Origin of the sequence: Mycobacterium sp. OAE908, assembly GCF_017872775.1 — a bacterium.
Lineage (GTDB): Bacteria > Actinomycetota > Actinomycetes > Mycobacteriales > Mycobacteriaceae > Mycobacterium.
This window is the reverse complement of the sequence record NZ_JAGGJL010000001.1, coordinates 2295314-2321322: the sequence shown is the minus strand read 5'-3', so window position 1 is coordinate 2321322 and position 26009 is coordinate 2295314. Positions and strand designations below refer to the sequence as shown.

Here is a 26009-nt window from a genome sequence, read left to right as displayed (position 1 = left end):
ACTCCCCACGACGCCTCCTTACTTAGCCTTGCCTTAGCTAACTCGGCTGAAGTTAGCATTGCATAAGCTAAGTGTCGAGACGTACCTACGTCGTGGCGCGCGCTTCGCGTCCTCCTGGAAGCAGCAGCACCGCCAGCAGCCACCCCACCAACCCGGCGACAATCGGTGCGCCCGTCCACATTTCGACGACCGCGGGTGTATGACCCACGGTGATCGACGCGACCGCGATGTAGAGCCCCCAGGTGACGAATGCAGTTCCCGCACCGAACAGCCAATACCCGCCAGGCCGGTCGGCGGCGGGACGCAACCAGCGCGCAAACAGATCGGCCAGCAGACCTGCGGCAACGAGCGTCAGCAGAGTGCCAGGGTTGCGCGCCTCGGTCTCGGCTCCTGCGAGTCCGATGGCGGGCAGCCACACCGCGGTCACCGTCCAGAACGGGATCTGCCAGCGCCGGGCGAGGAACAGCACCGGCGCCAGCAGCACGACGTTGGAGATGATCAGCTTGGCCGCGAGCACCGACGCAGCCTGCTGAGCGCCCGAGAATCCGTTGACGATCCAGTCGGCGCGGTACTTCAGCGCATCTCCGTAGCCCAGGAACAAGAAAACCTGCGCGACGGCCATGCCAGCGCTCAGCGCCGCAGGCCAGAACTGCCGAAACGACGGCGCTGCAGGCAGATCAGGATCCGACCACATGGCCCGCAAGGGCGACGTCACGATGATCACCATCGAAGCGCCGAGGCCGAGGTGGCTCGGGCTGAACAGAATGTTGATGGTCGTTTCGATGCCCCAGACGGTGTGCCATACACCGTCGGCGATACCGGAAACCCCGAACACTGCCAGCGCGACGACGGTCCATCCGTAGCCGACCGGAATCACGCCGACGCCCGATCTGCCCTGCCGAACGTTTCGCACGATCATCAGGAGCACCCATGCGGCGGTTGCGGTGAAACCGCTGTAGAAGACGGCGTGCCACGGTGTGAAGAACGTTTCGAGATTCGTCAGATTCGAGTGCGCCCAGGCATCGAGGATCAGACCGGCCAGAAGCCAGCCGGACAACAGACACATCACGATGTTGTCGCGCCGCGTCGCCCGTGGGCGCAATCGCCCGCCCACCTGCTTCGTCAGATCGAGATCGGTCACCCTCGCAGTCTCGTCTGGCTCAGTCTTTGATCGCGCTGACCAGGCTGATGTTGCCGGTCATCACGCCCGCCTCGGAGTCAGGGGCCGGCACCGGTCGGCCGAAGGCGCGCAGCTGATACGGCAACGGCGTGGAGACGGCCCACCAGCCGCGGCTACCGAACCACTCGTGCGCGGGCGCGTGCTGCTCGTTGTAGACGAGGTTGAAGAACGTGTCCTCGTCGCCCGCGGCGCGTTCTTCTTCCCGCTTCGCCTGAAAGACCTCAGCGTCCAGGGGCACCGCCTCCTCCACCGCGAGGTGGCTGCCCGGTGCGGCCAGCGAGTCGATGCCCGCGAACAGCTGGTGCTGCGCGGTTGCGGGCAGGTAGATCAACAGGCCCTCGGCGATCCAAGCCGACGGCTTGGATGGGTCAAAACCGTTGTCGCGCAGGGCCTGCGGCCAGTCGTGGCGCAGATCGACCGCGACCTCTTTACGCTGCGCTGTCGGCGCATCACCGTGTGCCGCCAGCACCTCGCGCTTGAACTCGAGCACCCGCGGTTGATCCAGCTCGAACACCACCGTTCCGGCGGGCCAAGACAGCCGATACCCGCGGGAGTCGAGGCCGGCGGCCAACAGCACGATCTGGCGAACCCCTGCAGCGGCGGCGGCCTCGAAGTAGGTGTCGAAGTAGCGGGTCCGCACGCCCTGGAAGTTGACGAAGTGCTCGCCGAACTCGGTCTTCAGCGGGTGCTCGAGAGCACCGCCGTCCAACAGGTCTGCCCACTCGCCGCCGACGGCCCGGCAGAACACCTCGGCATACGTGTCCACCGCCGCGGGGTTGGGCTTCTGCGCCTCCAAAGCCCGCGCCGCGGCGACGAACAACGCCGTCGAGCCGACACTGCTCTGGATGTCCCAACTGTCATTTTCGGTACGCACGTACCCGGTTATACCCGCGCATCCTGACATCGCGGCCAGACTGGATGTGTGGCAGAACCGTGGAATGTCAACATCCACTACGACGGCAAACTCGAAAAGTGCGTACCTGGGCACGCTTCGTCGGTGCTCGAAGTTGGCTGTGGCGACGGCTTTTTGGCCGCTCGGCTCTCGCAATGGGTCCCACACGTCGTCGCTGTGGACGTCGATGAGCCGGTGCTGCGACGCGCCAGGCAACGTTTCCCCGACGCGCCCGTGACGTGGCGGCACGGCGACGTCCTTGCCCTCGCCGATGAGCTGGGCGAGTTCGACGCCGTCGTGTCCAACGCGATGCTGCATCACGTTGCCGACACCCGCGCGGCGCTGGCGTGCCTGCGCGGACTGGTCAAGCACGGCGGCACACTGGCCGTGGTCACCTTTGCCAGGCCGGGGTGGCGCCACTTGCCATGGGCGCTGGCCACACTGGTGATCCGCGGCGTGGCGATCCGGGTGCGTGGCAAATGGGAGCACTCCGCGCCGACGGTGTGGCCGCCGCATGACACCGTCGCAGAGTTGCGCCGTCACGTCTTCGCAGAACTACCCGGCGCCCAGGTATCGCTACTTGCACTGGGCCGCGTGTTCGTGAAGTGGCAGGCGCCCTAGACGAGCGGGCGTCCGGTCCGGATCCGCCAGTCGAGATCCTTCAGCAAGACGTTGAACGGAAACTTGCGGATGAAGCTCGGCATCAGGTGGTTGGCGAAGCGAAGGACGCCGATGATGCGATCGAAGCGGCGTTGCTTTGCAGCGTTCCACTCCAGCTGCATCTCATCGCGGAAGCGTTGCGGCAGAAAGCCCGTCGTGATCAGCAGACCGAAGTCGTCCAGTGCACGCTGTACCCGCGTCGGCAGCGTGACGCCGCGGACCCGCCCCGCCGCGATCGGCCATAGGTATTCGCGCACCGCGTCGTCGATGTGCACCTGCTCCAGCGACTCGCGCCAGTACCGGTCGAATGCGGCGCGGTCCTTGGGCCACATGTCTTCTGGCACCTGCAACGTGGTACCGAGCGGCGACCCCTCGCGATAATGGCGCTCGGCGGTCTCCTCGTCCATCTCGCCGACGAACAACCGATAGATGTCGACCGCGCCCTTGTACAGGCAGGCACCCACCCACAGCTGGAGGTCCTTGTCGAAGGCGTGGTATTTGACCGGACTTTCGTCGGTCGAATAGACCTGTGCGTGCGCCCGGTTCACCGCGCGCCGGAAGGCCGCCTTCTGCTCGGGCGACCCGTTGAGTGCAACCGCAAGATAGGTGAACGTCGTGCGGGCGCGCTTGATCGGGTGCAAGTCGACGCGACCGCTCTCGACACGGCTCTCCATCACGCCGTAGCCGACGCCGGGGCGCGCGAGTTGCATGATCACGTTGGCAGGCCCGGCCAGCAGCGCCACGCCCATCAGCCCGTCGTCCAGGCTGGCGCCGCGGCGGCGCGGTTTCGGTACGGCCAGCGCGGCTTCGCTCACTGGCCGCTCGACATGGTGTTGCACCGGCTCACTGATCGTCATTGACCCACCTAGAGACGCTGTAGACAAATGTGAGAACATCTGTTTCCAGATATATTGCTCCCCCGACCTCGGCGGTGTCAAGATGGACCCGATGGCTCAAGTGCGGCCCTACCGCGGCGTCGAAGCGGCTGACCGGGTTGCCGAGCGCCGCCGACGCTTCCTCGAAGCCGGTCTGGACATCCTCGGCTCCGACACCGACTTGTCAGAGCTGACGGTCCGCGGCGTCTGCGGTCGCGCGGGCGTGGCATTGCGCTATTTCTACGAGAGCTTCACCGACAAGGACGACCTGATCGCGGCGGTGTTCGACTGGGTGATCGCCGATATCGCGGCGACGACGCAAGCCGCCGTCGCGTCCGCGCCGCTGGCCGAACAGAGCCGGGCAGGCATGGCCAACATCGTGCGGGCGATCGCCGCTGACAGCCGGGTCGGTCGTCTGGTGTTCAGCTCGCAGCTGTCCAATCCCGTGGTGGCGCGCAAGCGCACTGAGTCGTTCGCGTTGATGGCGCTGCTGACGTTCCAGCATGCCGGTACCCTCGGCGCGCAGCACACTGACCGCGTCAAGGCCGCTTCGCATTTCGTGGTCGGCGGCGTGGCACAGATGGTCACGGCGTGGATGGAGGGCGACATCGCCCTCACCAATGACCAGCTCGTCGACCAGCTGGCCGCGATGATCGACGGCCTGGCAGTGCCAGATCTCTACCAGTCCTGACCAAGACGTTTACCGCACAACGCTTCCCGTTGTCGCGGAGAAAGACGGCTGCACAACTCGCGCAGCGCGGCATCGGGCAGCATCAGCTGGGAGTAGGTCAGATGCGGGCTTCTGCTGCAGTACGCGAAGGTGACCGAGTAGCGCTCGGACTCAACCGGGGAGACGACGCGGTGCAGCACCTGACCCGTATCGACGTAGATGGTCGTCATCCTTGGACCGGTCACCTGCCTGCGCATGACCACGGGTACCTCCCGACGAACCGCCTCGTCCAGGTGCACAGCACGGAAGGGGCGACCTCGCTTACCCAAAAAGGCTTTCGAGGTCGCGAGGTCGAGGTATTCGAAGGGTGCTGACGTCTTGTCGACGTCGCTGAGATAGACGATGACCTTGAGGATCCTGCGATCTTCATGATCGAGATGCCACCGGCGAACGGCCGCGTGACTATGTCCGGCGGCAGGGTTCACGATCTCGCGCTTGACTTCGACGCCGAGGTACCGCGGAGGCAGCCCGATGTGACACTCAGCCAGGTCGAGGAGATCCTCGGACAACCCCCACAGGAATAGCTCAGGGTCCCATGCCAATTCGCGAGATGTCGTCTTCGCACATGGTTCGTTGGTCTGCTTGGAGCGCAGCAAGCCTACGAAGCGACTTGCCGATTCAAGCGTTGCGGGCGGTAGCGCCAGAGTACGGATGGCGACCCCGGCGCCACGGAGGTCGGCAAGGACACCACTGTGCTGTGGCGACACCGACGGCAGGTTGTCGGCATGACGAGAACGCAGAGCGTCATAGCGGTCGTCGCCCCGTGACCACGGGGACGACAACACGCGCTGAGCGAAGAATGCCCGCCGCCTGACACCCTGGTAGCCCTGCTGCAGCATCTCCCGAACAGCTCGGCGTGGAGGCGGCCACCCCAGGGCGCCGGACGACTCGATTGCCTCAGTGCAGCCCGCCGCCACTCGCCCACGCAGCGCGGTACCGCGGACCATCGATGTTCGAGTGATAGTGTGCTGGTCATCACACAGCACACTATTATGGGCCAGCTCCCGATGAGGTTCGGCTCCGCGTTCGGACGTATCAATACTGTTCAAATGTAATCAGCGTGCGCCGACCGCTGAATGCCGTCAACCTTTGCCAAGTTTCTAGCAAAGGTAAACAGATTTGCTATTAGTTCTCTGGTCAGCGCAGAGGCCCGCCCTCATGGCAGCAACGGGATTCGCCACAGCGGCATCCCGGGATCGAGCACGTACAGCCGGGTGGCAGTCAGTCGAAGGATGCGTAGCGCCCCGGTGATCAGCACTGCCGCCATCGGCAACTCCCCGGCCACGGCTGTCAACACCGACAGCCACCGATCGGCGGGAGCTGCTGTCATCAGGTCGAACCACGCGTCGCAGACCAACAGGATGCCGGTGGTGAATGCGGTCAGCACGAGCAGCTGTCGACGTAGCAGGCCTAGCACGGCCGTCGCGGCCAGGAACAACAGGATCAGCGCGTCGAAGCCCACCCACGTCGTGAGCCAGTTGTACGCGATGTACTTGTCCGGCAACGTGATTGCCAAGTAACCGATCCACGGCGTCAGCCCGATGACCGCGCCGAACATCACCACCAGGCGCACCCGCCGTAACCTCGCGAGCTCCGAGGCGGGCAGGAGCTCACCGAGCGGGCGTTCCAGCCGGCTGATCAGCTCGCGGCGTTCGGCCGCCGACATCGCGGCGATCTGGGCGTCAGACAGCGCGCCGTCAGGCATAGCGCCGGTTAGCGCCCGACGGGCACTCGAGGCCGGCGATCCGCGGCGGTCTTCGGCGCCGTCTGGGTGTCGTTGTCGGTGAATTCCTTGGTCCAGCAGGCGAACTCGAGCGTGATGCCATCCGGGTCGAGGAAGTAGAACGACCGCACGTATACGCCGGGGTGCACGGTCGCCGACACCTGCGCTTCGCTCTCGTCGTGGTTGAGTACCGGACCGACGCGCACGCCCTTGTCCTTCAGACGCCGCCGGTACTCATCGAACTTCTCCGCAGGCACATGGAACGCAAGATGGTTCATCGTGCTGACAGCGCTGACGATATCGCCGATCCCCGGGATCGCTTCCGGTGACGAAACGCCCGGCACGCGATCGGGTGCGTCGGCGAACCAGAAGAACGCCACACAGTCGCCGTTTCCCGCATCGAAGAAGAAGTGCTGGCCCATGCCGCCCGGCAGGTCCAAGGACTTGATCAACGGCATACCAAGGACATTGCTGTAGAAGTCGACGGTGCGCTCCATGTCAGAGCAGACCAACGCCACATGGTTGATGCCGCCGAATTCGAATTCGGAATTGAGATTGTTTGGCTTGATCACGTCGCTGCTCCTCTAGCCAAGCTCGAAATCTGAATCTAACATCAGATTCAGTTTCGATCAACGGCCGAGGAGCCCAGTGACCGTCAGCCCCCGTGAACAATTGCCGACGCTGCGCGGCAGGCAGACGCAGGCCGCGATCGACGCGGCGGCGCGGGCGGTGATAGCACGCAAGGGCATTCTGGCCACGACGATTTCGGACATCGCCGCCGAAGCGGGTAAGTCCACGGCCTCGTTCTACAACTACTACGACTCCAAAGAGGCGATGGTCCGCGAGTGGGCCGTCCGGTTCCGCGACGAGGCAAGAGAACGATCGCGCGCGGCGGCCGATCCCGGGTTGACCAACTGGGAGCGCTCGTACGAGGCCGCGGCCGCGCATTGGAACACCTACCGCAACCGGTTGGCCGAGATCATCAGCGTCTCGCAACTCGCCATGGTCAGCGACGACTTCGCCGGATATTGGGCTGAAATCTGCTCGCTACCAATTGAATTGATCACCCAGATGGTGAAGCAGGCGCAACGGCAGGGCTTCTGCGCACGAGAGGATGACCCGCATCTGATGGCGGTGGCGATGGTCTCGATGCTCAACCAGTTCTGCTACACGCAACTCTCCGGCAGGACGGCAACGGCAACCGTCGACGACACCGCGTGCGTCACCACGCTGGCCAACTTCTTCTACCGGACCATCTATCACAAGGAGACCGGCCTGACATGACGAAAACCTCGACGTCGAGCGGAACACCGGGCGTCACAAGAGAATTCGTCGGAATGGACTCGCCGACGGCGCGGCGCGCCGGCTCGGGAGGGCATCCGTGTCAGGGGCTGTACCACCGCGGCGTCGGGCGCAAGCCGAAGGTCGCCATGATCGCCACGCACTACCAGATCGATTTCTCCGAGCATTACCTCGCCGACTACATGGCCACCCGGGGCATCGGATTCCTCGGGTGGAATACCCGCTACCGCGGATATGAGAGCAGCTTTCTGCTCGACCACGCCTTGGTCGACATCGGCGTCGGCGTGCGCTGGCTGCGCGAGGTTCAAGGCGTCGAAACCATAATCCTGCTCGGCAATTCCGGCGGTGGCTCGTTGATGGCCGCCTATCAGGCCCAGGCCGTCGACGCACATGTCACGCCGTTGCCGGGCATGCGGCCCGCTGCCGGGCTCACCGACCTGCCTCCCGCCGACGGCTACGTGGCCAGCGCCGCGCACCCCGGCCGCCCCGACGTGCTGACCGCCTGGATGGATGCCTCGGTGGTCGACGAAAACGATGCCCTGGCAAGCGATCCCGCCCTGGACCTGTTCAACAACGCCAACGGCCCCCCGTACTCGAAGGATTTCATCGAGCGCTACCGCTCGGCGCAGGTCGCCCGCAACCACGCGATCACCGACTGGGCTGAAAGCGAACTCAAACGAGTGCACGCCGCGGGCTTTTCCGATCGCCCGTTCACCGTGCTCCGGACGTGGGCGGACCCGCGGATGGTCGATCCGACGCTCGAACCGACGAAGCGCCCGGCCAACATGTGTTACGCGGGACCGCCGGTCAAGGCCAACCGGTCGGCGCACGGCATCGCCGCGGCGTGCACACTGCGCAGCTGGCTGGGCATGTGGAGTCTTCGGCATGCCCAGACCCGCGCCGAACCGCACCTGGCGCGCGTCGACTGCCCGGCCCTGGTGATCAACGCCGAACAGGACACCGGGGTTTATCCCAGCGACGCGCAGCGCATCTACGACGCATTGGCCAGCAAGGACAAGTCCCGCACCTCGATCGACACCGATCACTACTTCACCACCCCCGGCGCGCGCAGCGAGAAGGCCGATACGATCGCCAAGTGGATCGCGAAGCGGTGGCGCTAAGGGTTCTCGCGCACTTCGTTCCCGGCGCCAAGGTCACCGAATTCCTTGCCCCAGAATCGGATTGGTTGGACATCCGGTACTGCGCCGAGGACGACGACGACACCTTCTATCGCGAGCTGACCGAGGCCGAGGTCATCTGGCACGTGCTGCGGCCGATCTCCGGCGCAGACCTCGAAAAGGCGGGCAACCTGAAGCTGGTGCACAAGATGGGCGCCGGGGTGAACACCATCGACGTCGAGACCGCGACGCGGTTGGGCATCGCGGTGGCGAACATGCCGGGTGCGAATGCGCCGTCGGTGGCTGAGGGCGCCGTGCTGCTGATGCTGGCCGCGCTGCGACGGCTGCCCGCACTAGACCGCGCAACCCGCGAGGGCAACGGCTGGCCGTCGGATCCGAGCCTCGGCGAAACAGTGCGTGACATCGGCGGCTGCACGGTCGGCCTGGTCGGCTACGGCAACATCGCGAAGACTGTCGAGAAATTCGTATCAGCGATGGGCGCCCATACGCTGCACACCAGCACCCGCGACGACGGCCACCCCGGTTGGCGCCCGCTGCCGGATCTGCTCGCCGAAAGCGACATCGTCTCGCTGCACCTACCGCTGACCGAGAAGACCTCCGGCCTGCTCGACCAGGCCGCCCTGGCCCTGATGAAACCCGACGCGGTGCTCGTCAACACCTCGCGCGGCGGCGTCGTCGACGAGGACGCTTTGATCGACGCGCTGCGCAGCGGCGCGCTGGCCGCGGCGGGGCTGGACGTCTTCGCCGTGGAACCGATACCCGCGGGCAATCCCCTGCTCACGCTGGACAACGTCGTGCTCACTCCACATGTCACCTGGTATACCGCCGACACGATGCGGCGCTATCTCGAACATGCGGTGGACAACTGCCGACGGATCAGGGACGGCCGGAAGATAGTCAACGTCATCAACGAGTAACCTGGCTCCCAACCGACCGGTTAATTGGGAAAGGCAACGACGCAATGCCCATCGCGATCTCACCTGAGCACAACGACCTGGCCGATTCGGTGCGGTCCCTGGTGGCGCGTGTGGCGCCGTCGGAGGTGCTGCACGAGGCGCTCGAGACGCCCATTCCGAACCCGCCGCCGTATTGGAAGGCCGCCGCCGAGCAGGGTCTGCAAGGCGTGCACCTGTCCGAATCCGTTGGTGGTCAAGGCTTCGGCATTCTCGAACTCGCGATCGTGTTGGCCGAGTTCGGCTACGGCGCGGTGCCCGGTCCATTCGTCCCGTCGGCGATCGCCAGCGCGCTGATCGCGGCCAACGATCCCGACGCGAAGCTGCTCAACGACCTGGCGTCGGGCGGCTTGATCGCCGCGTACGCGATCGACTCCGGACTGACGGCCACCCGGCACGGCGAAGCTGGATCGGCTGGGCTGGTCATCCGGGGCGAGGTGCGGGCGGTGCCCGCCGCTGCGCAGGCGTCGGTGCTGGTGCTCCCGGTCGCGATCGACAGCGGTGAAGAGTGGGTGGTGCTCGACGCCGACCAACTGGAGATCGAGCCGGTGGCCAGCGTCGATCCGCTGCGCCCACTGGCACACGTGCGGGCCAACGCCGTCGAGGTCGCCGATGACCGCGTGCTGAGCAACCTGAGCCGGACCCTGGCGCGGGCGCTGATGTCAACGCTGCTGTCCGCGGAGGCCATCGGCGTCGCACGGTGGGCTACCGACACCGCCTCCGCGTACGCCAAGATTCGCGAGCAGTTCGGCAGGCCCATCGGCCAGTTCCAGGCCATCAAGCACAAGTGCGCCGAGATGATCGCCGACACCGAGCGGGCCACCGCAGCGGTGTGGGACGCCGCTCGCGCCATCGACGAATATCGCGAAACCGGCTCAGAGGAAAGCGGTTTCGAGTTCGCCGCCGCTGTGGCTGCGACCCTCGCCCCCGCTGCGGCGCTGCACTGCACGCAGGATTGCATCCAGGTGCACGGCGGCATCGGTTTCACTTGGGAGCACGACACCAACGTCTACTACCGCCGCGCGATCATGGTCAACGCCTGCTTCGGCCGCGCCGCGGACTACCCGCAGCAAGTGGTCGACGTCGCGACGAGCACCGGACTGCGCAAGATCGACATCGACCTCGATCCGGACACCGAGAAGCTGCGTGACGAGATTCGTGCGGAAGTCGCAGCGCTGAAAGCGATTCCGCGTGAGGAGCGCACGATCGCGATTGCCGAGGGCGGTTGGGTGGTGCCTCACCTGCCCAAGCCATGGGGGCGCGCGGCGAGTCCCGTCGAGCAGATCATCATCGCTCAGGAATTCACCGCAGGGAAGGTGCGCAGGCCCAACATGGGCATTGCGGCCTGGCTGATTCCGTCGGTCGTGGCGTTCGGCACCGAGGAGCAGAAGCAGCGCTTCCTGCCGCCGACCCTGCGCGGCGAAATGATTTGGTGTCAGCTGTTTTCCGAGCCGGGCTCTGGTTCGGACCTGGCCAGCCTCACCACGAAGGCCACCAAGGTCGACGGCGGTTGGCGGATCACCGGCCAGAAGATCTGGACGACCGCTGCCCAGTTGTCCCAGTGGGGCATGCTGCTGGCGAGGACGGACCCCAGCGCTCCGAAACACAGCGGCATCACCTACTTCCTGCTCGACATGTCCAGCGAGGGCGTCGAGGTCAAACCGCTGCGCGAGCTCACCGGGAACGCGATGTTCAACACCGTGTTCATCGATGACGTGTTCGTTCCCGACGACCTGGTGCTCGGCGAGGTGAACCGCGGGTGGGAGGTCAGCCGCACCACGTTGACGGCCGAGCGGGTTTCCATCGGCAGCAGTGAGGCGCCGTTCCTCGCCAACCTCAACGGTTTCGTGGAGTTCATCCGCGACGGCCACTTCGATCAGATCGACCAGAACCACGCCGGCCGGCTGATCGCGGAAGGGCACGCGGCCAAGCTGCTCAACATGCGCTCGACGCTGCTGACGCTGGCAGGCGGTGACCCGATGCCCGCCGCCGCGATCTCCAAGCTGCTTTCGATGCGCACCGGCCAGGGCTACGCAGAATTCGCGGTGGCCTCGTTCGGCACCGACGGCGCGATCGGCGATCCCGACCAGCTTCCCGGTCAATGGGCGCAGATGCTGCTGGCCAGCAGGGCAACAACAATCTACGGCGGTACGTCGGAGGTACAGCTCAACATCATCGCGGAGCGACTGCTTGGACTGCCGCGCGACCCGTAGGACACCCGTTTCGTGCGTGACCTCGGTCCGACGCTGCGCCGATATCATGCACGGAACCGATTGACCGTCGGCTACGTCCTACCGATGTGATAGCTGGACGGGTTGGGCAACCTAACAACCACGAAGCAAAGGTGCGCTCGTTAGCCACCCATCGCGATGATTCACGCTTCGTCGACATGTAATTCGCTTCCCCAGCTACCTCGCAGAAGCGCTGGGACAGCACGTTACTCTGAGAGTTTGGTGCTTGTTGGTGCCGTTCGGGCTATTAGTGTGCATCATCCCCAATTAGAACATCTATGATTGGGCACTGATCTTTAAAGAAGTTGCTGGCTTGGCCCGCAGCGTGGTGGCGAGGGGTGGCGATGGAGCCTCGGGGAGATCCCTCGGCAGTGACTCGCTCGGCGGTGCCAGCGCGCAGGTTGCGTATTGTCGCCGCCGCCTACTTCGGCGCGCTGATTGTCACCGCACTGTGGCTGTGGCAAAAGTGGGGTGGCGCATTCGCGACCCGAGTGGTCGACGACGTCGGTTCGTTGTTGGGGATTTTGTTCGCAGCCGCCTGCGCGGTCTGGGCTGTGCGCTCGCTGAATGGACGAGCCCGAAACGGCTGGCGGGCAATGGCATTCGGCCTGTTCGCTTGGGCTATCGGCGAATCCATCTGGGGCTACTACGAAGTGGTGCTGCGCTACGAACAATCTCCGTCGCCGTCGTTGGCCGACGTCTTCTATCTGATGTATCCGGTCGGCGCCGGAGTAGCTGTGGTGTTGCTGTCGACCGCAGGCACAAATCGGTGGCGCGTCCGGCTGATCCTGGACGGCGTGATTGTCGCGGCTTCTCTCTTTCTGGTGTCGTGGGTCAGCGTCATTGAAGGCGTGTTCCACGCCGGTGGCGATTCTCATTTGGCACTCGCCGTGTCGTTGGCCTATCCCATCGCCGATGTCGTGGTCATCACGATCGCGTGGTCCAGTGCCGTCGTCGCATACCGGCCGAGCATCGGTCTTCTCCTCGCGGGCCTGATCATCGTCGCTTTGACCGACAGTGTCTTCACCGGACTGACTGCGGTGGACGACTATTACACCGGAAATCTCATTGACCTCGGCTGGATGGCCGGATGCGGTGTGCTGGGTCTGGCCGCGCTGCGCAGCATCGGAGAGTCCCCGCAGGAGCGGACCCGGTCCGTCATCCCACCCCGTGCGCGACTATGGCTGCCGTACTTGCCGCTCGTTCTCGCCGCTGCTGTCGCGATGGCCAAGATCCTGCCCGGACTCAATTCACTTCCGTTCGCCGCCGTTGTGCTGCTCCTCGTCATTGCCGTATTGACGCGCCAATTCGTCGCGCTTGCGGAGAATCAACAATTGCTGTCCGATGTCGGACGATTGGCGTTCGCGGATCAACTGACCGGTCTTGCCAATCGCGCGCTCTTCATCGATCACCTCGAACAGGCGCTGAAGCGTCAACAGCGAGAACCGCTCACCCTCACCGTGTTGTGCCTGGACCTTGACGGCTTCAAGGCCGTCAATGACCAACTCGGTCATCCAGCCGGTGACGAGCTGCTGGTCCGGGTCGCCGACCGCCTGTCGGCGAGCGTGCGCAACACCGACACCGTCGCCCGGCTCGGCGGCGATGAGTTCGCAATACTGATCGAGGGTCCCGTTGAGGACACCGTCGCGGCCGCAGAGCGAATCCTCAACGCGTTCGGCGAACCGATCGTGGTCGACGGCGTCCCATTGCCAGTGCGGCCAAGCATCGGGCTGACTATGGCCACCGCTGACATGCCGAGGACCAGTGTGAGCAGTCTCATCAGGCAGGCCGACCTGGCTATGTATGCGGCAAAGCGCGACGGCGGTGGGTGTCTGCGCAGTTTCGTGCCCGATCTGCCGGACCCGTATGAATTACCCAGGCGATTCCCGACTTTCGTCGAGCCGCCGGGAGAGCCAGATGTTCCCGCGACGGCGGATTCCGATGCCGAGGAAATAGTCGCGTCCCCGCCCGTGGCAGTCCCAGAGCGGCCGCCGTGGCCGCCGGTAGGCGTGCGGATCGCGTTGGCCGTGTTGTTGACCGGCCTCGCCGTGTTCGCCCTGTCGACGTTGCTTCGCGAAAGACCTGGCCGCATACCGCTTTTCGACAGTTGGCTCGAGTCGACTTTGCTGCTTTCGGCTGCGGGAATGGTCGCCGTTCGGTCATGGCGTATCGCCTCAGAGCGGTGGGCTTGGCTGTTCATCGCCGTAGGGATGACAGCCACCGGGCTGGCCACCGTGGTGTACGCGATATGGGTACCGGAGGGCAAGTTGCCGTCCGTGGCCGATCCGCTGTTTCTCGCTTTCTATCCACCCGTCTTCATCGGCGTGGTGCTGCTGATTCGACGGCGGTTGCGGTACCTGCCTCGTGCTATCCGATTCGACGTCGTGATGGTGGGACTAACCGTGGCCACCCTGGCCGTCGCAGTCGCGTTGGGACCGATCAGGCCCGCGACCACCGGCCAGCTGACCACCGTGGTCGTCGGGCTCGCTTACCCGATCGGTTCCCTCGTGCTGGTGGCGCTGACGGCGGGCTCGCTTTCCATCGTTGGATGGCGCGCCGAACCCAGTTGGGCCTTGGTCGCCGCCGGGCTCGTGTTGTTCGCGACCGCAAACACGATCTACCTGTACGAGGTGGCACATCACTCGTATCTGGAGGGAACATTCCTCGATACGTGTTGGTCGGGGGCCTTTGTTCTGATCGCCGCGGGCGCCTGGGTGTCGCAAACTCACACTGTCCCGCGGCCGAACACCAGTCGGGCCCCGTTGCTTCTGCCGGTGGCGTGCACGATCGCTGCTCTTGGCGTGACGGTTCTGGCCAACGGTGACCGCCTGCCCATGACGCTCGCCGCGTTGACCCTGACATTCGTCGCGGCCCGGTTCGCGATCACATTCCGCGATAGCAGCGCGATGGCTGAAAGCCATCACCAAACGATGACGGATCAGCTGACCGGACTGGCCAACCGGCTTGCCGTCGCCACCGCGTTGACTGCCGCAACGTTCGACCAGCCAGACACACCCAGGTGGGATCGTCGCGGCGCAAAGCTCGGGCTTGTGCTGCTGTCCTTGGACCAGTTCCACGAAATCACCTCGTCCCTCGGCCGGCATGTGAGCGACGAACTCTTGTATCGCATCGCGAACCGTCTGTCGCAGTCGATACGGCAAGCGGATCTGGTGGCGCGTGTCGGTGACTACGAATTTGCAGTCCTGCTCCACCAGGCTGATTTGACCACCACCCGAGCCCAGGCCGGTGCGCTGATGGACGCGCTGCGCGCGCCGTTCGCGCTGGATCACATCACGGTTCAGGTCGACGCGAGCATCGGAGTCTCGTTATGGCCCGACAATTGCGCGCATCCGCAGGAGTTGCTGACATGTGCCGAGATGGCGATGTCTCACGCAAAGACGACGACGAGCCGTATTGCCGTTTACAACGCAGTCGCCCAACTGCACACCAACAGCGACGGCCAGTTCATCGCTGATCTTCGCAGCACCCTCTCCACCGATGCACCAAACGATTCAACGGCCGACTCGCGGCGCGACGGCGGCCGCGATGTGGGCGAGCTGACGTGTTACTACCAGCCCAAGATCAACGCACGCGATGACAGCGTGCACAGTGTCGAGGCACTCGTGCGCTGGCGTCATCCGACCCGGGGATTGCTGCTGCCCGATCAATTCCTACCGGCGGCAGAACATGCCGGGCTGATGCGCCCTGTCGCGGCCCGTGTGCTCGACATGGCGCTGACGCAGATCCGTTCCTGGCGCGACCGAGATATCGCGCTGACGGTCGCCGTGAATCTGTCCACGACGAACCTGCTTGACCTGGGGTTGGTCGACACGATTGCGCAATTGTTGCGTAGCAACGGCTTACCCCCGGAATCGCTGATCCTGGAAATCACCGAAAGCACGCTGACGACCGATTCGCAGCGGGCGCGCAATACGGTGGCGGCCCTGCGGCGCCTGGGCACCCGACTCTCGCTTGACGACTATGGGACCGGGTGGTCGTCATTGGCGCGACTACAGGATCTGTCCGTGGACGAACTCAAACTGGACAGGGTGTTCGTCGCGCGGCTGGCACTCGATCCCAGGTCCATCGCGATCGTGCGTTCGACGGTGGCACTCGCACACAGCCTCGGAGCGGATCTCGTGGCCGAAGGAGTGGAGGACACCGCCACCCTGCGCGCGCTGCGCCAGTACGGCTGCAACATCACCCAGGGCAATGTGCACAGCCCGCCGTTGTCCTCCGACGACTTTCGCCGCTGGCTCATCGCCCATCCCTCGGCGCTGTCGTCGGCGCGAGCGAAGTAACTGAACCATTTCGGCCGTCTAGTTAGCCCGATTCGAAGGGGGTGACCCCTGATCGTTTGCTCACGCGCCTTCGTCAAAACTGACAAAACCCCCGCCGTCGGTCATAATTCCAAAATGGACCGGCGAACGCAGCGCCAACTGGTACGTCCGCCCGACGCGACCCTCGACCAGATGCCCGCTCGACTGGTGCTCGAGCGAATTCCAGTGCCATCCCTAGCGATTGCTCGAGACGGCCGGATACTGTTCGCCAACCAGGCATTCGCCGAGATGGTCGGTTACTCCACCGAAACATTGACCTCGATGGACTTTTCTCAACTCTTCTGGCTGTTCCCGACGGATGCGTCGCCTATTTCGGTGGTACGCAAGTATGCAAACCAACTTGTTGAGTTGATGCACGCGGATGGTTCGCTGGTGCGAGCGCGGATGAGCAAGTCGGCGCTGATGCGTGATGACGACCCGCTGGCATTGGCGACGTTTCACGATTTGACCGAACAACTATGGAACCAGGGGCGCTGACCGCGAGGGGGTTGCCCTACGTCGACGCCGACCGGCTATGACGGCGCATCGATTCTCGGCCAAGGTATTCGCGTAGGTACGGCAGTGACTGTTCCGAGGCCACCGCTGGGAGCAGAAGCTCCCACGTTTCTGTGACGCGCTCCAGCGCGTCCGCGCCACCCGACAAGGCGTTCGAAACGAGCTCGGCGCCGAGCAGCGCGCTCATGATGAATTCGGCTGCCTTTTGTGCGTCGATGTCAGCGCGCAGGTCGCCCTCGCTTTGCGCTCGCCGAGTCTGTGTCGCCATCTCTGCGAGCCACGCACCATAGTTGGTCGTGCTCACATCGCTGAACTTCGCGAAGATTCGCAGCAGCACCGCACCCATACGCACCAATTTGTCGGCGTTGGCCATTTCCACAACCACGAGGACGCCGTGAATGATGCTTTCCAGCGCGGGCGCGGGCGATCGACTAATGCTTTGAAATGTCTTCAGCAGGATGTCGGATCCCTCGTCGATGATCGCTGCCGCCAGCGCTTCCTTCGAACTGAAGTGGTGGTAAAGAGCACCTTTGGTCAGTCCGGCGTGTTCGACGATGTCGCCGAGTCCGACGTTGCTGTAGCCGATGTCGTTGAACAAACTTACTGCGGCGTCGATGATCTTGCGGCGGGTCACCTCGGACCGAGCTTGACGCATAGTCATAGGCGTCCCTCCCCGGTGCGACGAATACGCATGCGACCCGCCAGAAGCATGGCTAGCAATTCGGCGGTGTCATCTTTCCCAGCGCCACAGCGGTCCGGCGATGGACGAATTGTTGCAAGTAACCCATCCGCTCGGGATTGGCAAATCCTGGCAACAGCAAGTTCCATGCCTTCTCGATGTCGAGTAGGAACTGCCGTGGGGCGTCGAGATCGCTGGTGTGGCGAACACCTATATACATCGACACCAGCAACCGTGCGACGTCGTCTGGATCGCGTCCTGCGGCGATGTCACCCTCGTCGACTGCGCGCCGTGCGATTTGACTGAGTGCGTTGACGAGTTCGCGCAGGCTTCTTTCCTCGATTCCGTCGGCCCGACCGATGGACTCGAGCAGGTACAGGCCGGCGCGGGCCATCTCGTCGCTCAGGTCCAGCACCGCGACCAGGTAGGAAAGATCGATCAACGTCTCCAGCCCGGAAAGCTTGCTGGCGAGCACACCGGCCGCAGCTTCGCGGCCCAGCTTGTCGGCCTCATCGATGACGGCGATCGCCAGCGCCTGCTTTGAGGGAAAGTGGAAGTACATACCGCCGCGAGTGACGTCCACAGCGGCAACAACATCATCCAGGTTGACCAGGCTGTAAGGCTTGTGAGCGAACTGTTGCGCCGCGGCGCGCACCAGTGGAGCGCGAGCCGAATCCGCGCGCCGGTCGGTCTGGTCAGTCACTACGGCCTCGATCCAGCAATCCGGAAAGCTATGCCGGCAAGCCTCGGGGCCGCAGCACACAGGTGTGAGCAGGATTCTGCCATTGCTGAATGGCACCACCCACTCGGCGAGACATTTCGCTACCGATTGTTGCAGGCCGGGCATCCGCTTCACGGTGGAATGAACGACTCAAGTCGACGTCAGCGCGCTGAACTCCAAATGAACTAACGGCAAATTTGACGTACTTGTTATGCGGTAAGGCTTCCCAAACCATAACAAAGGTATGTAGCATCGCGTACTACTGAACTTGGAGTCGGTTCAGAAGGTGACAAAGAGGCGCGGAACATGATCCGCGAATCATAATTTGCACGAGTGAAAAATATCAGTAGGTGCCCTTGGAGGGGGACAGCGGACCATCGGCGTGCCTGCTCGAGACCGGATAGACCGTAAGTCATCCGTGCTGGAGGCCACGTTGAAGTACACCGATACCGACATCGACGGAGTCACTGTCGTCGACATTGAGCCTCACAATGACGAGCGCGGGTTTTTCGCGCGGTCGTTCTGCGCCGACGAATTTGCCAAACACGGTCTGGATTCGACTGTCGCTCAAGTCAATTACGCCTACAACCATGCCCGCGGCACGCTTCGCGGCCTACACCGGCAGGTGCCACCATATGCGGAAGCAAAGCTCGTGCGCTGTACGCGCGGGGCAATCTTCGCCGTCGCCGTGGATGTTCGGGCAGACTCCGAGAACTTCGCAGAGCGGGTCACAGTAGAACTGACCGCCGAGAACCGGCGCGCTCTGTTTCTGCCACCCTACGTCGCGCACGGTTTTCAGACCCTCGCCGATGACACTGAGGTCATCTACCAGGTCAGCGGCCCCTATGACGCTGCCAGTGAAGAGGGATTCCGTTGGGATGAACCGGTTTTCGGCATTCCGTGGCCTCTCCCGATAACCGTCATCTCCGAGAAGGACATGAACTGGCCGTTGCTCGCCGAAGTCGGCTGCCTGTCACGATGAGCCCGCCGCCGGTACGACGCAGCGTCCTACGTCGGGTTCGGTGATTCCAATCTTTGCTCCGGAAAACTTCCGCCAGCGGTTGCATGCCCGTTAGCAAAGCTTGTGCATTCCACGTCAATTGGTAGTGTCGCGTTCTAATCGACCACAACAGCGATCTGAGATCGCGATCGCCGTGGCTGGTTCAGTCGCCAGGGGGTGGCGTCGGCGACGCGAATTGCGTTGACACTGGGAGGAAATGCGCAACAATGACTGCCCTCGGACACCCTGCCGAAGACGACGGAAATTCTCCAGACGGTGCTGACTTCAGGAAATCAACGCGCCCCCTTGAGAGTCCGGAGCTATGTAGTGGACGGCGGGCCCAAGGCGGTCTGCAAATCTTCTCGGTTCGCTGCGTCGATAGGCTTGCGCCTCCCACCGGGATGCCGACAGATACATGAGCGCGATTGTGAAAGGACGGGAAGATGGCCACGCTTCCTGCGTTACGTCCAATGGGACGCGCCCAGAAGGCATCTGGGCCGGAGCCGGCTTTCGCGGCGCAGCATGGGTCGCGACCGCCATGGCAGACGTGGTACCGCAGGGTGCTAGTCGTATCGGATACGGCCGTGATCGTCAGTTGCGTCCTAGCCGCCCAATGGGTGCGCCTTGCCCTGCTGCCCGGCGCGGTGCCCGCCGTGGTCTGGCTCTACTACACGACAATCTCTTTGGTCATTGCGATGACATGGCTGGGCTTCTTGTCTGTGTACCGCACCCGGTCGCTGAGAATCGTTGGCGCGGGAGCCGAAGAGTATCGCCGTGTGCTATCGGCAACGCTTACCTTTGTCGGGGTCACCGCGACCGCCCTTGTCTTCGTCCGTCCGGAGGTGGCGCGAGGCTATCTGGGCCTGGCACTGCCGCTCGGCGTCTGCGCGCTGCTACTGAGCCGAAATCTCTGGCGTCGCTGGATCGCAGCGCAACGCCGCAACGGTAGATGCATGTCGGCGATCGTGGTCGTCGGCGACCCGCGTGCCGTGCGTGCGTTGGCCATATCTCTGGCGCGCCAGCCCAGCCACGGCTGCCGAATCGTGGGCGTCTGCGTGCCGGGAGGCAGTGCCCTCGAAGCCATCGACGTACCCGGCCGTTCGTCGTTGCCGATCTGCGGCGATGAATACTGCATCGAGTCCGTAGTCGCACAGACTCGTGCCGACACTGTGGCCCTGACAGCGACGGAGCACCTTGGGCCAGAGGGAATTCGCGATCTGTCCTGGCGCCTTGATGCCCTCGGTCTTGATCTGTTGGTTTCGCCCGGCGTGGACGACGTCGCGGCACCGAGGCTCACGATGTGGCCGGTAGCGGGGCTCCCACTGATCCGCGTTCACCGGCCGAGTTACAACGGCGCCAAACGCTTTCAGAAGCGCGCATTCGACGTATGCTTCGCAACCATCGTTCTCATCGCATCCCTGCCTGTGTTGCTCGTTGTTGCCATTGCTATCAAGCTCACGAGCAGAGGTCCGGTGTTCTACCGGTCAGAACGTATCGGGTTGGACGGCAAGCCCTTCAGCATCATCAAATTCCGAAGCATGGTAATCGACGCCGAGGCCCAGCTCGAAAGCCTCGCGGAGCTCAACGAGTGCGGCGGGGGCGTGCTGTTCAAGATCCGGCAGGATCCGCGCGTCACGAATGTCGGCCGCATCATCCGCCGTTTCAGCATCGACGAGCTACCTCAGTTCATGAACGTGCTGATGCGACACATGAGCGTGGTCGGTCCTCGTCCGCCGCTGCGCCGCGAGGTCGACACTTACGACGACCTCGTCAGACGCAGATTGCTTGTCCGGCCGGGCATTACAGGACTTTGGCAGGTCAGCGGCCGGTCCGACTTGTCGTGGGAAGACTCGGTGCGCCTCGACCTGTCGTATGTCGAGAATTGGTCAATGCTCAGCGATCTGGTGATCGTGGCCAAGACATTGCGGGTAGTCGTCAACGGCGCCGGCGCCTACTGACAGGCTGCCATGCGCGTCATGTCCGCAGTCGACAATCCTCCGAATGCGTACAGCCACCGGAATCAGGCATGTCGGATTCGCGTTCGGCATCGGGATCCAGCGTTGCGGCCAGCGCATTGAGCGCCCTTGGATGCGGTCGGTGGTAAACATGCATTCCTCGGCGCCGAGAGTCGATGAAGCCGGCGTGGCGCAACTGTCGCAGGTGGTGGCTGATCGTCGTCTCGGGCAGACCGGTCGCGGTCGCTAGCACGCGGCCGCACTCCTCACCGCGCGAGGCGGCGAACAACATCGAGAGCAGCTTGATCCTCACCGGATGGCTCAGCACCCTGAGCCGAAACGCCATTTCCGTTGCGGCGAGATCGCTGACCGGACCTGCGGCGACTGGAGTGCAATGCAGGGGTCCTGCAGTATCGGCGACTGGCACTGGGTGTTCCTCCGTTCTCGTCACCGCGCCCCCAGGATTCCCGGGGAGCCGGAGTGATTACGCCCGGCCTAACATGCATAGCGTCGGTTACTAACGCACTTTAGATACCTTTTGACTTTTTTGAAAGCCCTTTGCTGCACATATATATTGACGTGATCGTAGTTACGCTTCCGTCGATTTTGAACGGCGTTGCTGACGAGTGCCCATTTACGGGAACAGGTTGTGTTCGCGTTCGGGGCCGGCTACCAGTCAGGCGGGCACAGGCCGGGAAACCACGCCGTCGAGGAGGTCGAGCAGGTAACGACCGTATCCGGACTTGTACTGGAGCTCGGCACGCTCCCGGAGTTCGTCGTCGCTGATGAAACCCCGCCGCCAGGCAGCCTCCTCAGGCACCCCGATCTTCAGGCCCTGTCGCTCCTCGATCGTGTGAACGTAGTTCGCGGCTTGAAGCAATGAATCGAAGGTGCCGGTGTCAAGCCAGGCGGTGCCGCGGGGAAGCACCTCGACCGAGAGCTTTTCCATCTCGAGGTAGGCGCGGTTGACGTCAGTGATCTCGTACTCCCCGCGATCGGAGGGCAAAAGGCCGGCAGCGATGTCGACGACGTTGTTGTCATAGAAGTACAGCCCCGGCACCGCATACTCCGACCGGGGCACCTTCGGCTTCTCTTCCAAAGACACCGCCCGGCTCCGATCGTCGAACTCGACCACGCCGTACCGCCCCGGATCTGACACGCGGTAGGCGAAGATGACCCCGCCGTCGACTTCGCTGAACCGACTCAGCCGTGATCCGAGTCCGGGACCGTTGAAAATGTTGTCGCCGAGCATTAGTGCGACTGATTGGGTCCCGATGTGATCCCTACCGAGTACGAACGCGCGCGCCAGCCCGTCAGGGACGGACTGAATCGCATAAGTGATCGAGATCCCGAACTGGGCGCCATCCCCTAACAGCCGGTGGTATGCCGCGGCGTCCGTCGGCGTGGTGATGATCAACACGTCGCGAATGCCGGCAAGAATCAACGTCGACAGTGGGTAGTAGATCATCGGCTTGTCGTAAACAGGCAACAGCTGCTTGCTTGTGCCGACGGTGATGGGGTGCAGTCGTGAGCCGGTTCCACCGGCGAGGATGATCCCGCGCATATCCAGCAGTGTGACGACTCTTCCGAGTTTCCGCCAGCCGAATTCCAATTTGCCGCAGATTTAGATGGTTAACTCTTGGTAACGATGAGACGGGACCTTTGCCAATTTTCTGGCAAACGCTATAACGGTTGTGAATGCCTGGTGTTGATGTTGCCAGAGTGGTAGTGCGTATTGACGCTCACGGCGACGGGATCTGCCAGCGCAATACACTACGTAGCCGATCTTCAATTTTCGCAAACACGTACACTTGCCGTTACTAACTGGTCTTTTCCGTGCCCTTCCGGCCGTTAGACGCGACCAACGGCCTGCGCAGCTTTACCAGATTCATGGCATAGGTGCGTCCAACTCGTACAGGGATTGCAAAGGGATTCGCAAAGCTTGTTTCTCAACGTCAGCAAAGTAATCTGTGCACCTAAATGTCGGCAGATGAACGAGGTTGGACAATCAAGAATGAATAGCTGTCTGCTACTCAGACCCCCCGCGGGAAGAGCGGGAGGTGGTCGGCTCCGCCCCAGTGCCGGCCACCTCCCGGCCCCCCGCCACATCCCGATGCGTGACGCCGCATGCGGATCCTGATCACCGGGCACCTCGGCTATATCGGCGTGGAGATGACGTCCTACCTGGCCGATCTTGGCCACGAGATCATCGGTCTCGACACGGATCTCTACGGCGAATGCAACTTCCTCGGCGCGCCTGACCCGGTGCCGACACTCGATGTCGATGTGCGCGACGTGACCGTCGCCGACTTGATTGGTTTCGACGCGGTCATCCACCTTGCCGCGTTGTCCAACGATCCTCTTGCAGATCTCAATCCGTTGCTGACTTACGCCATTAACCGGGACGCCTCAATAAACCTCGCTCGAGCGGCGAAAAACGCTGGGGTAAAGCGATTCCTCTTCGCATCGTCATGCAGCTTGTACGGCCGGGGCGGCGACATGGAACTCCACGAGGGGGTTTCGTTCGACCCCGTCACTCCTTACGGCGAATCCAAAGTCGACGTCGAGCGCGCGTTGTCAGCGATGGCTGACGAGAAATTCTCCCCCGTGTACTTACGCAACGCGACGGCATACGGCGTTTCGCGTCGTCTTCGGGCGGATGTATTGGTCAACAATCTCGTCGGCCACGCGGTGACCAGCGGCGAGGTGATCATGCAGAGCGACGGCTCACCCTGGCGGCCTTTGGTCCACATTCTGGACATCGCGCAGGCCTTCGGCCAAGTACTGGTCGCTCCCCGCGACGTAATCCACAACCAGGCATTCAACGTCGGCCGGGTCGGCGAGAACTACCGAGTGCGCGATGTGGCCAGCCTCGTCGCGGCGGTCATGCCCGGCGTCAGCGTCAGCTGTGCAGCGGGAGCCACTTCCGATATTCGGGACTACCGCGTCGATTTCGGCAAGATACAGCGCGCGATACCCGGCTACCGGCCCCGGTGGACTGTGCGGCAAGGCATCGAACAACTATTGGCCGCATACGTACGGGCCGGAATGACGGCCGATGACTTCGCGGGCCCAACGTACTTTCGTCTGCGCACCATCAGAGCGCTCATCGACCGCGGCGACCTCGATCTCGAATTGCGACAGGTCGCCCGACGATGAGCATCGATGCGACGGTAGCGGTCAACGGCAATCCGACGGCTGCGGAGCGCATTCCGGTTGCCGGCCCCTGGGTCACCGATCTCGAGGTGCGCTACGTCGCAGAAGCGGCTGCCAACGACTGGTACGGCACCGCGGGGCAGTCGGTCGACCTGTTCGAGTCGGAGTTCGCGCAATACCTCGATGTCAAACATGCAGCGGCGGTGCCACACGGAACCTCGGCATTGCATTTGGCAATGCTCGCACTGGATATCGGCCCGGGCGACGAGGTGATCGTGCCCGAAACCACATGGGTGGCGAGCGCCGCCCCGATTGTGTACCTCGGCGCCACCCCCGTCTTCGCCGATGTCGACCGTACGACATGGTGCTTGGACCCCCTGTCGCTCGCACAGTGCATCACCGCGCGGACAAAAGCGATCGTGACCGTCGATTTGTACGGGGCCATTCCCGACATGAGCGCGATCGGTGCACTCGCCCAAGGCATTCCGATCATCGAGGACGCCGCCCAGGCAATCGGTGCCACATGGCACACGGCTCCCGCAGGCACCCTTGGCGATATCGCCATATTCAGCTTCCACGGCACCAAGACGATGACCACCGGCGAAGGAGGAATGGTCGTCACGAATAGAAGTGACCTGTTCTCGCGAGTGGCGACCATGCGTGATCATGGCCGGAGCACGGCGAATCATCGGTTGTTCACGACTGACGAGATCGGCTTCAAATACCGAATGAGCAGTCTGCAGGCGGCATTCGGAAGGGCCCAGCTCTCCCGTATCGATGAACTACTGGAGAAGAAGCAGCAGATCTTCTCCTGGTACTCAGAGCGGTTGGCCGACATACCCGACATCAACCTCAATCACCACACCCCGGACGTCATGAACACGTACTGGATGGTCAACCTCGTCGTCGACCGCTCATATCAACTCTCGACCAAGGAGATGATGCGGTACTTCGACCTGCATGGCGTAGATACCCGCCCGTTCCTTCCGCCGCTGAGTTCGTTGAGCGCATTCGCCGGATACGACACAGTGTTCGGCGCACCCGACCGCAATCCTGTCGCCTACGACATCGCCGCTCGATCGATCAATCTCCCCTCGGCCCTGATGTTGAACGAGTCCCAGGTCGATCGTGTGTGCACCTGTTTACGCGAGTTACTCACCTCAGCAAGGAGCGATAGATGAAGGCTGTAATTCTTGCCGGCGGACGCGGTACCCGGATCAGCGAAGAGTCCCAGAGCCGACCCAAGCCCATGGTCGAGATCGGGGGGCGCCCGATCCTGTGGCACATCATGAAAATCTATGGCACCGCGGGGATCACCGAGTTCATCGTCCTGCTGGGCTACAAGGGCTACATGATCAAGGAGTTCTTTGCGAACTACTTCCTTCATTCCTCCGATGTGACGATCGATCTCGCCGCTGACACTGTCACGACACTGCAGTCCAATACCGAGCCATGGAAAGTCACGCTGCTCGACACCGGTGCGAACACCATGACCGGCGGACGACTGCTACGAGCCAGAGATCACATCGGAAGCGAAACATTTACGTTCACTTACGGCGACGGCGTCACGGACCTCGATGTCCGCAAAGTCGTTGACTTCCATCGCAGTACGGGAACCATTGCGACAGTCACCGCCGTTCAACCACCGGGTCGCTACGGAACCCTGGATCTCGAGGACGGTTGCCGGGCCCGATTCGCAGAGAAGCCGCAGGGCAGCAGCGGCTGGGTCAATGGCGGATTCTTCGTTGCCTCTCCTTCGATCCTCGACTACATCGACGGCGACGAAACAGTTTTCGAACAGGCGCCGATGAACCGACTGTCCGCTGACAGCGAGCTGTCCGCATATCGCCACGACGGTTTCTGGATGGGCATGGACACCCTGTGGGACAAGATCAATCTCGACAACTTGTGGAACGACGGCAAGGCGCCGTGGAAGATCTGGTCCGACACCCCGATCGGATCACTCCGGTGACGGGGA

Annotated in this window: 23 protein-coding genes; 13 read left to right on the top strand and 10 right to left on the bottom strand. The window is 63.2% G+C overall.

Going from position 1 to position 26009, the window contains the following annotated elements:
* Positions 1-85 precede the first annotated feature (85 nt).
* Both J3E61_RS11375 and J3E61_RS11370 read right to left on the bottom strand, forming a co-directional pair.
* Positions 86-1141 (bottom strand): hypothetical protein, encoded by a 1056-nt coding sequence (locus J3E61_RS11375; RefSeq protein ID WP_210083617.1) that lies wholly within the window; start codon positions 1139-1141, stop codon positions 86-88.
* 19 nt (positions 1142-1160) lie between these two features.
* Entirely contained in the window at positions 1161-2054 is an 894-nt protein-coding gene (locus J3E61_RS11370; protein WP_210083616.1) for a class I SAM-dependent methyltransferase, read from the bottom strand.
* Between the two features lie 48 nt (positions 2055-2102).
* Here J3E61_RS11370 and J3E61_RS11365 point away from each other — a divergent pair, with 48 nt between their 5' ends.
* Positions 2103-2693 carry a class I SAM-dependent methyltransferase gene (locus J3E61_RS11365; RefSeq protein WP_210083615.1) on the top strand — a complete coding sequence of 197 codons (591 nt, stop codon included), beginning with the start codon at positions 2103-2105 and terminating at the stop codon, positions 2691-2693.
* On the opposite strand, the gene J3E61_RS11360 is transcribed toward J3E61_RS11365, so the two are convergent.
* Positions 2690-3589 carry a DUF2236 domain-containing protein gene (locus J3E61_RS11360; protein ID WP_210083614.1) on the bottom strand — a complete coding sequence of 300 codons (900 nt, stop codon included), beginning with the start codon at positions 3587-3589 and terminating at the stop codon, positions 2690-2692. The genes J3E61_RS11365 and J3E61_RS11360 overlap by 4 nt on opposite strands.
* An 82-nt stretch (positions 3590-3671) precedes the next feature.
* Here J3E61_RS11360 and J3E61_RS11355 point away from each other — a divergent pair, with 82 nt between their 5' ends.
* Complete coding sequence (locus J3E61_RS11355) at positions 3672-4298, top strand: TetR/AcrR family transcriptional regulator (RefSeq protein ID WP_192725787.1); 627 nt, start codon at positions 3672-3674, stop codon at positions 4296-4298.
* On the opposite strand, the gene J3E61_RS11350 is transcribed toward J3E61_RS11355, so the two are convergent.
* The 3 genes from J3E61_RS11350 to J3E61_RS11340 all read right to left on the bottom strand — a co-directional run bounded on the left by J3E61_RS11350 (position 4286) and on the right by J3E61_RS11340 (position 6632).
* On the bottom strand, positions 4286-5284 hold the full coding sequence (locus J3E61_RS11350) for a hypothetical protein (protein ID WP_210083613.1): 999 nt from the start codon (positions 5282-5284) through the stop codon (positions 4286-4288). The genes J3E61_RS11355 and J3E61_RS11350 overlap by 13 nt on opposite strands.
* A 209-nt stretch (positions 5285-5493) precedes the next feature.
* The gene (locus tag J3E61_RS11345) at positions 5494-6042 is read right to left on the bottom strand and encodes a hypothetical protein (RefSeq protein WP_210083612.1); all 549 of its coding nucleotides are present in this window, start codon (positions 6040-6042) and stop codon (positions 5494-5496) included.
* An 8-nt stretch (positions 6043-6050) separates the two neighbouring features.
* Entirely contained in the window at positions 6051-6632 is a 582-nt protein-coding gene (locus J3E61_RS11340; protein ID WP_210083611.1) for a VOC family protein, read from the bottom strand.
* A 76-nt stretch (positions 6633-6708) separates the two neighbouring features.
* On the opposite strand from J3E61_RS11340, the gene J3E61_RS11335 reads away from it, so the two are divergent.
* From J3E61_RS11335 to J3E61_RS11310, 6 genes are all read left to right on the top strand, one after another.
* On the top strand, positions 6709-7344 hold the full coding sequence (locus J3E61_RS11335) for a TetR/AcrR family transcriptional regulator (RefSeq protein ID WP_210083610.1): 636 nt from the start codon (positions 6709-6711) through the stop codon (positions 7342-7344).
* Positions 7341-8483: an alpha/beta hydrolase gene (locus J3E61_RS11330; protein WP_210083609.1), complete on the top strand. Its 1143-nt coding sequence runs from the start codon at positions 7341-7343 to the stop codon at positions 8481-8483. The genes J3E61_RS11335 and J3E61_RS11330 overlap by 4 nt, the downstream gene beginning before the upstream one ends.
* The gene (locus tag J3E61_RS11325; protein ID WP_210083608.1) at positions 8459-9418 is read left to right on the top strand and encodes a 2-hydroxyacid dehydrogenase; all 960 of its coding nucleotides are present in this window, start codon (positions 8459-8461) and stop codon (positions 9416-9418) included. The genes J3E61_RS11330 and J3E61_RS11325 overlap by 25 nt, the downstream gene beginning before the upstream one ends.
* Positions 9419-9462: 44 nt before the next feature.
* Positions 9463-11667 (top strand): acyl-CoA dehydrogenase family protein, encoded by a 2205-nt coding sequence (locus J3E61_RS11320; protein ID WP_192725794.1) that lies wholly within the window; start codon positions 9463-9465, stop codon positions 11665-11667.
* A gap of 362 nt (positions 11668-12029) precedes the next feature.
* On the top strand, positions 12030-15986 hold the full coding sequence (locus tag J3E61_RS11315) for a diguanylate cyclase (protein ID WP_210083607.1): 3957 nt from the start codon (positions 12030-12032) through the stop codon (positions 15984-15986).
* Positions 15987-16100: 114 nt separating this feature from the next.
* Positions 16101-16502 carry a PAS domain S-box protein gene (locus J3E61_RS11310; RefSeq protein ID WP_192725796.1) on the top strand — a complete coding sequence of 134 codons (402 nt, stop codon included), beginning with the start codon at positions 16101-16103 and terminating at the stop codon, positions 16500-16502.
* 16 nt (positions 16503-16518) lie between these two features.
* Here the strand turns inward: J3E61_RS11310 and J3E61_RS11305 are convergent, their stop codons facing one another.
* Both J3E61_RS11305 and J3E61_RS11300 read right to left on the bottom strand, forming a co-directional pair.
* The gene (locus tag J3E61_RS11305) at positions 16519-17175 is read right to left on the bottom strand and encodes a TetR/AcrR family transcriptional regulator (RefSeq protein ID WP_210085511.1); all 657 of its coding nucleotides are present in this window, start codon (positions 17173-17175) and stop codon (positions 16519-16521) included.
* Between the two features lie 58 nt (positions 17176-17233).
* Positions 17234-17902, bottom strand: coding sequence for a TetR/AcrR family transcriptional regulator (locus tag J3E61_RS11300; RefSeq protein ID WP_210083606.1), 669 nt, complete (start codon positions 17900-17902; stop codon positions 17234-17236).
* A gap of 451 nt (positions 17903-18353) precedes the next feature.
* Here J3E61_RS11300 and rfbC point away from each other — a divergent pair, with 451 nt between their 5' ends.
* Entirely contained in the window at positions 18354-18902 is a 549-nt protein-coding gene (rfbC, locus tag J3E61_RS11295; RefSeq protein ID WP_192725966.1) for a dTDP-4-dehydrorhamnose 3,5-epimerase, read from the top strand.
* Between the two features lie 488 nt (positions 18903-19390).
* The gene (locus J3E61_RS11290; RefSeq protein WP_210085510.1) at positions 19391-20878 is read left to right on the top strand and encodes a sugar transferase; all 1488 of its coding nucleotides are present in this window, start codon (positions 19391-19393) and stop codon (positions 20876-20878) included.
* Between the two features lie 16 nt (positions 20879-20894).
* On the opposite strand, the gene J3E61_RS11285 is transcribed toward J3E61_RS11290, so the two are convergent.
* Both J3E61_RS11285 and rfbA read right to left on the bottom strand, forming a co-directional pair.
* Positions 20895-21221, bottom strand: coding sequence for a helix-turn-helix transcriptional regulator (locus J3E61_RS11285; RefSeq protein WP_210085509.1), 327 nt, complete (start codon positions 21219-21221; stop codon positions 20895-20897).
* 330 nt (positions 21222-21551) lie between these two features.
* On the bottom strand, positions 21552-22439 hold the full coding sequence (rfbA, locus tag J3E61_RS11280; protein WP_192725799.1) for a glucose-1-phosphate thymidylyltransferase RfbA: 888 nt from the start codon (positions 22437-22439) through the stop codon (positions 21552-21554).
* 563 nt (positions 22440-23002) lie between these two features.
* On the opposite strand from rfbA, the gene J3E61_RS11275 reads away from it, so the two are divergent.
* From J3E61_RS11275 to rfbF, 3 genes are read left to right on the top strand one after another with little or no spacing between them, the layout of a single operon-like run.
* Positions 23003-24034: an SDR family oxidoreductase gene (locus J3E61_RS11275; RefSeq protein WP_210083605.1), complete on the top strand. Its 1032-nt coding sequence runs from the start codon at positions 23003-23005 to the stop codon at positions 24032-24034.
* Positions 24031-25212, top strand: a complete 1182-nt coding sequence (locus tag J3E61_RS11270; RefSeq protein WP_210083604.1) for a DegT/DnrJ/EryC1/StrS family aminotransferase — start codon at positions 24031-24033, stop codon at positions 25210-25212. The genes J3E61_RS11275 and J3E61_RS11270 overlap by 4 nt, the downstream gene beginning before the upstream one ends.
* Positions 25209-26003 (top strand): glucose-1-phosphate cytidylyltransferase, encoded by a 795-nt coding sequence (gene rfbF, locus J3E61_RS11265; RefSeq protein ID WP_210083603.1) that lies wholly within the window; start codon positions 25209-25211, stop codon positions 26001-26003. The genes J3E61_RS11270 and rfbF overlap by 4 nt, the downstream gene beginning before the upstream one ends.
* The last annotated feature ends 6 nt before the right edge of the window (positions 26004-26009 follow it).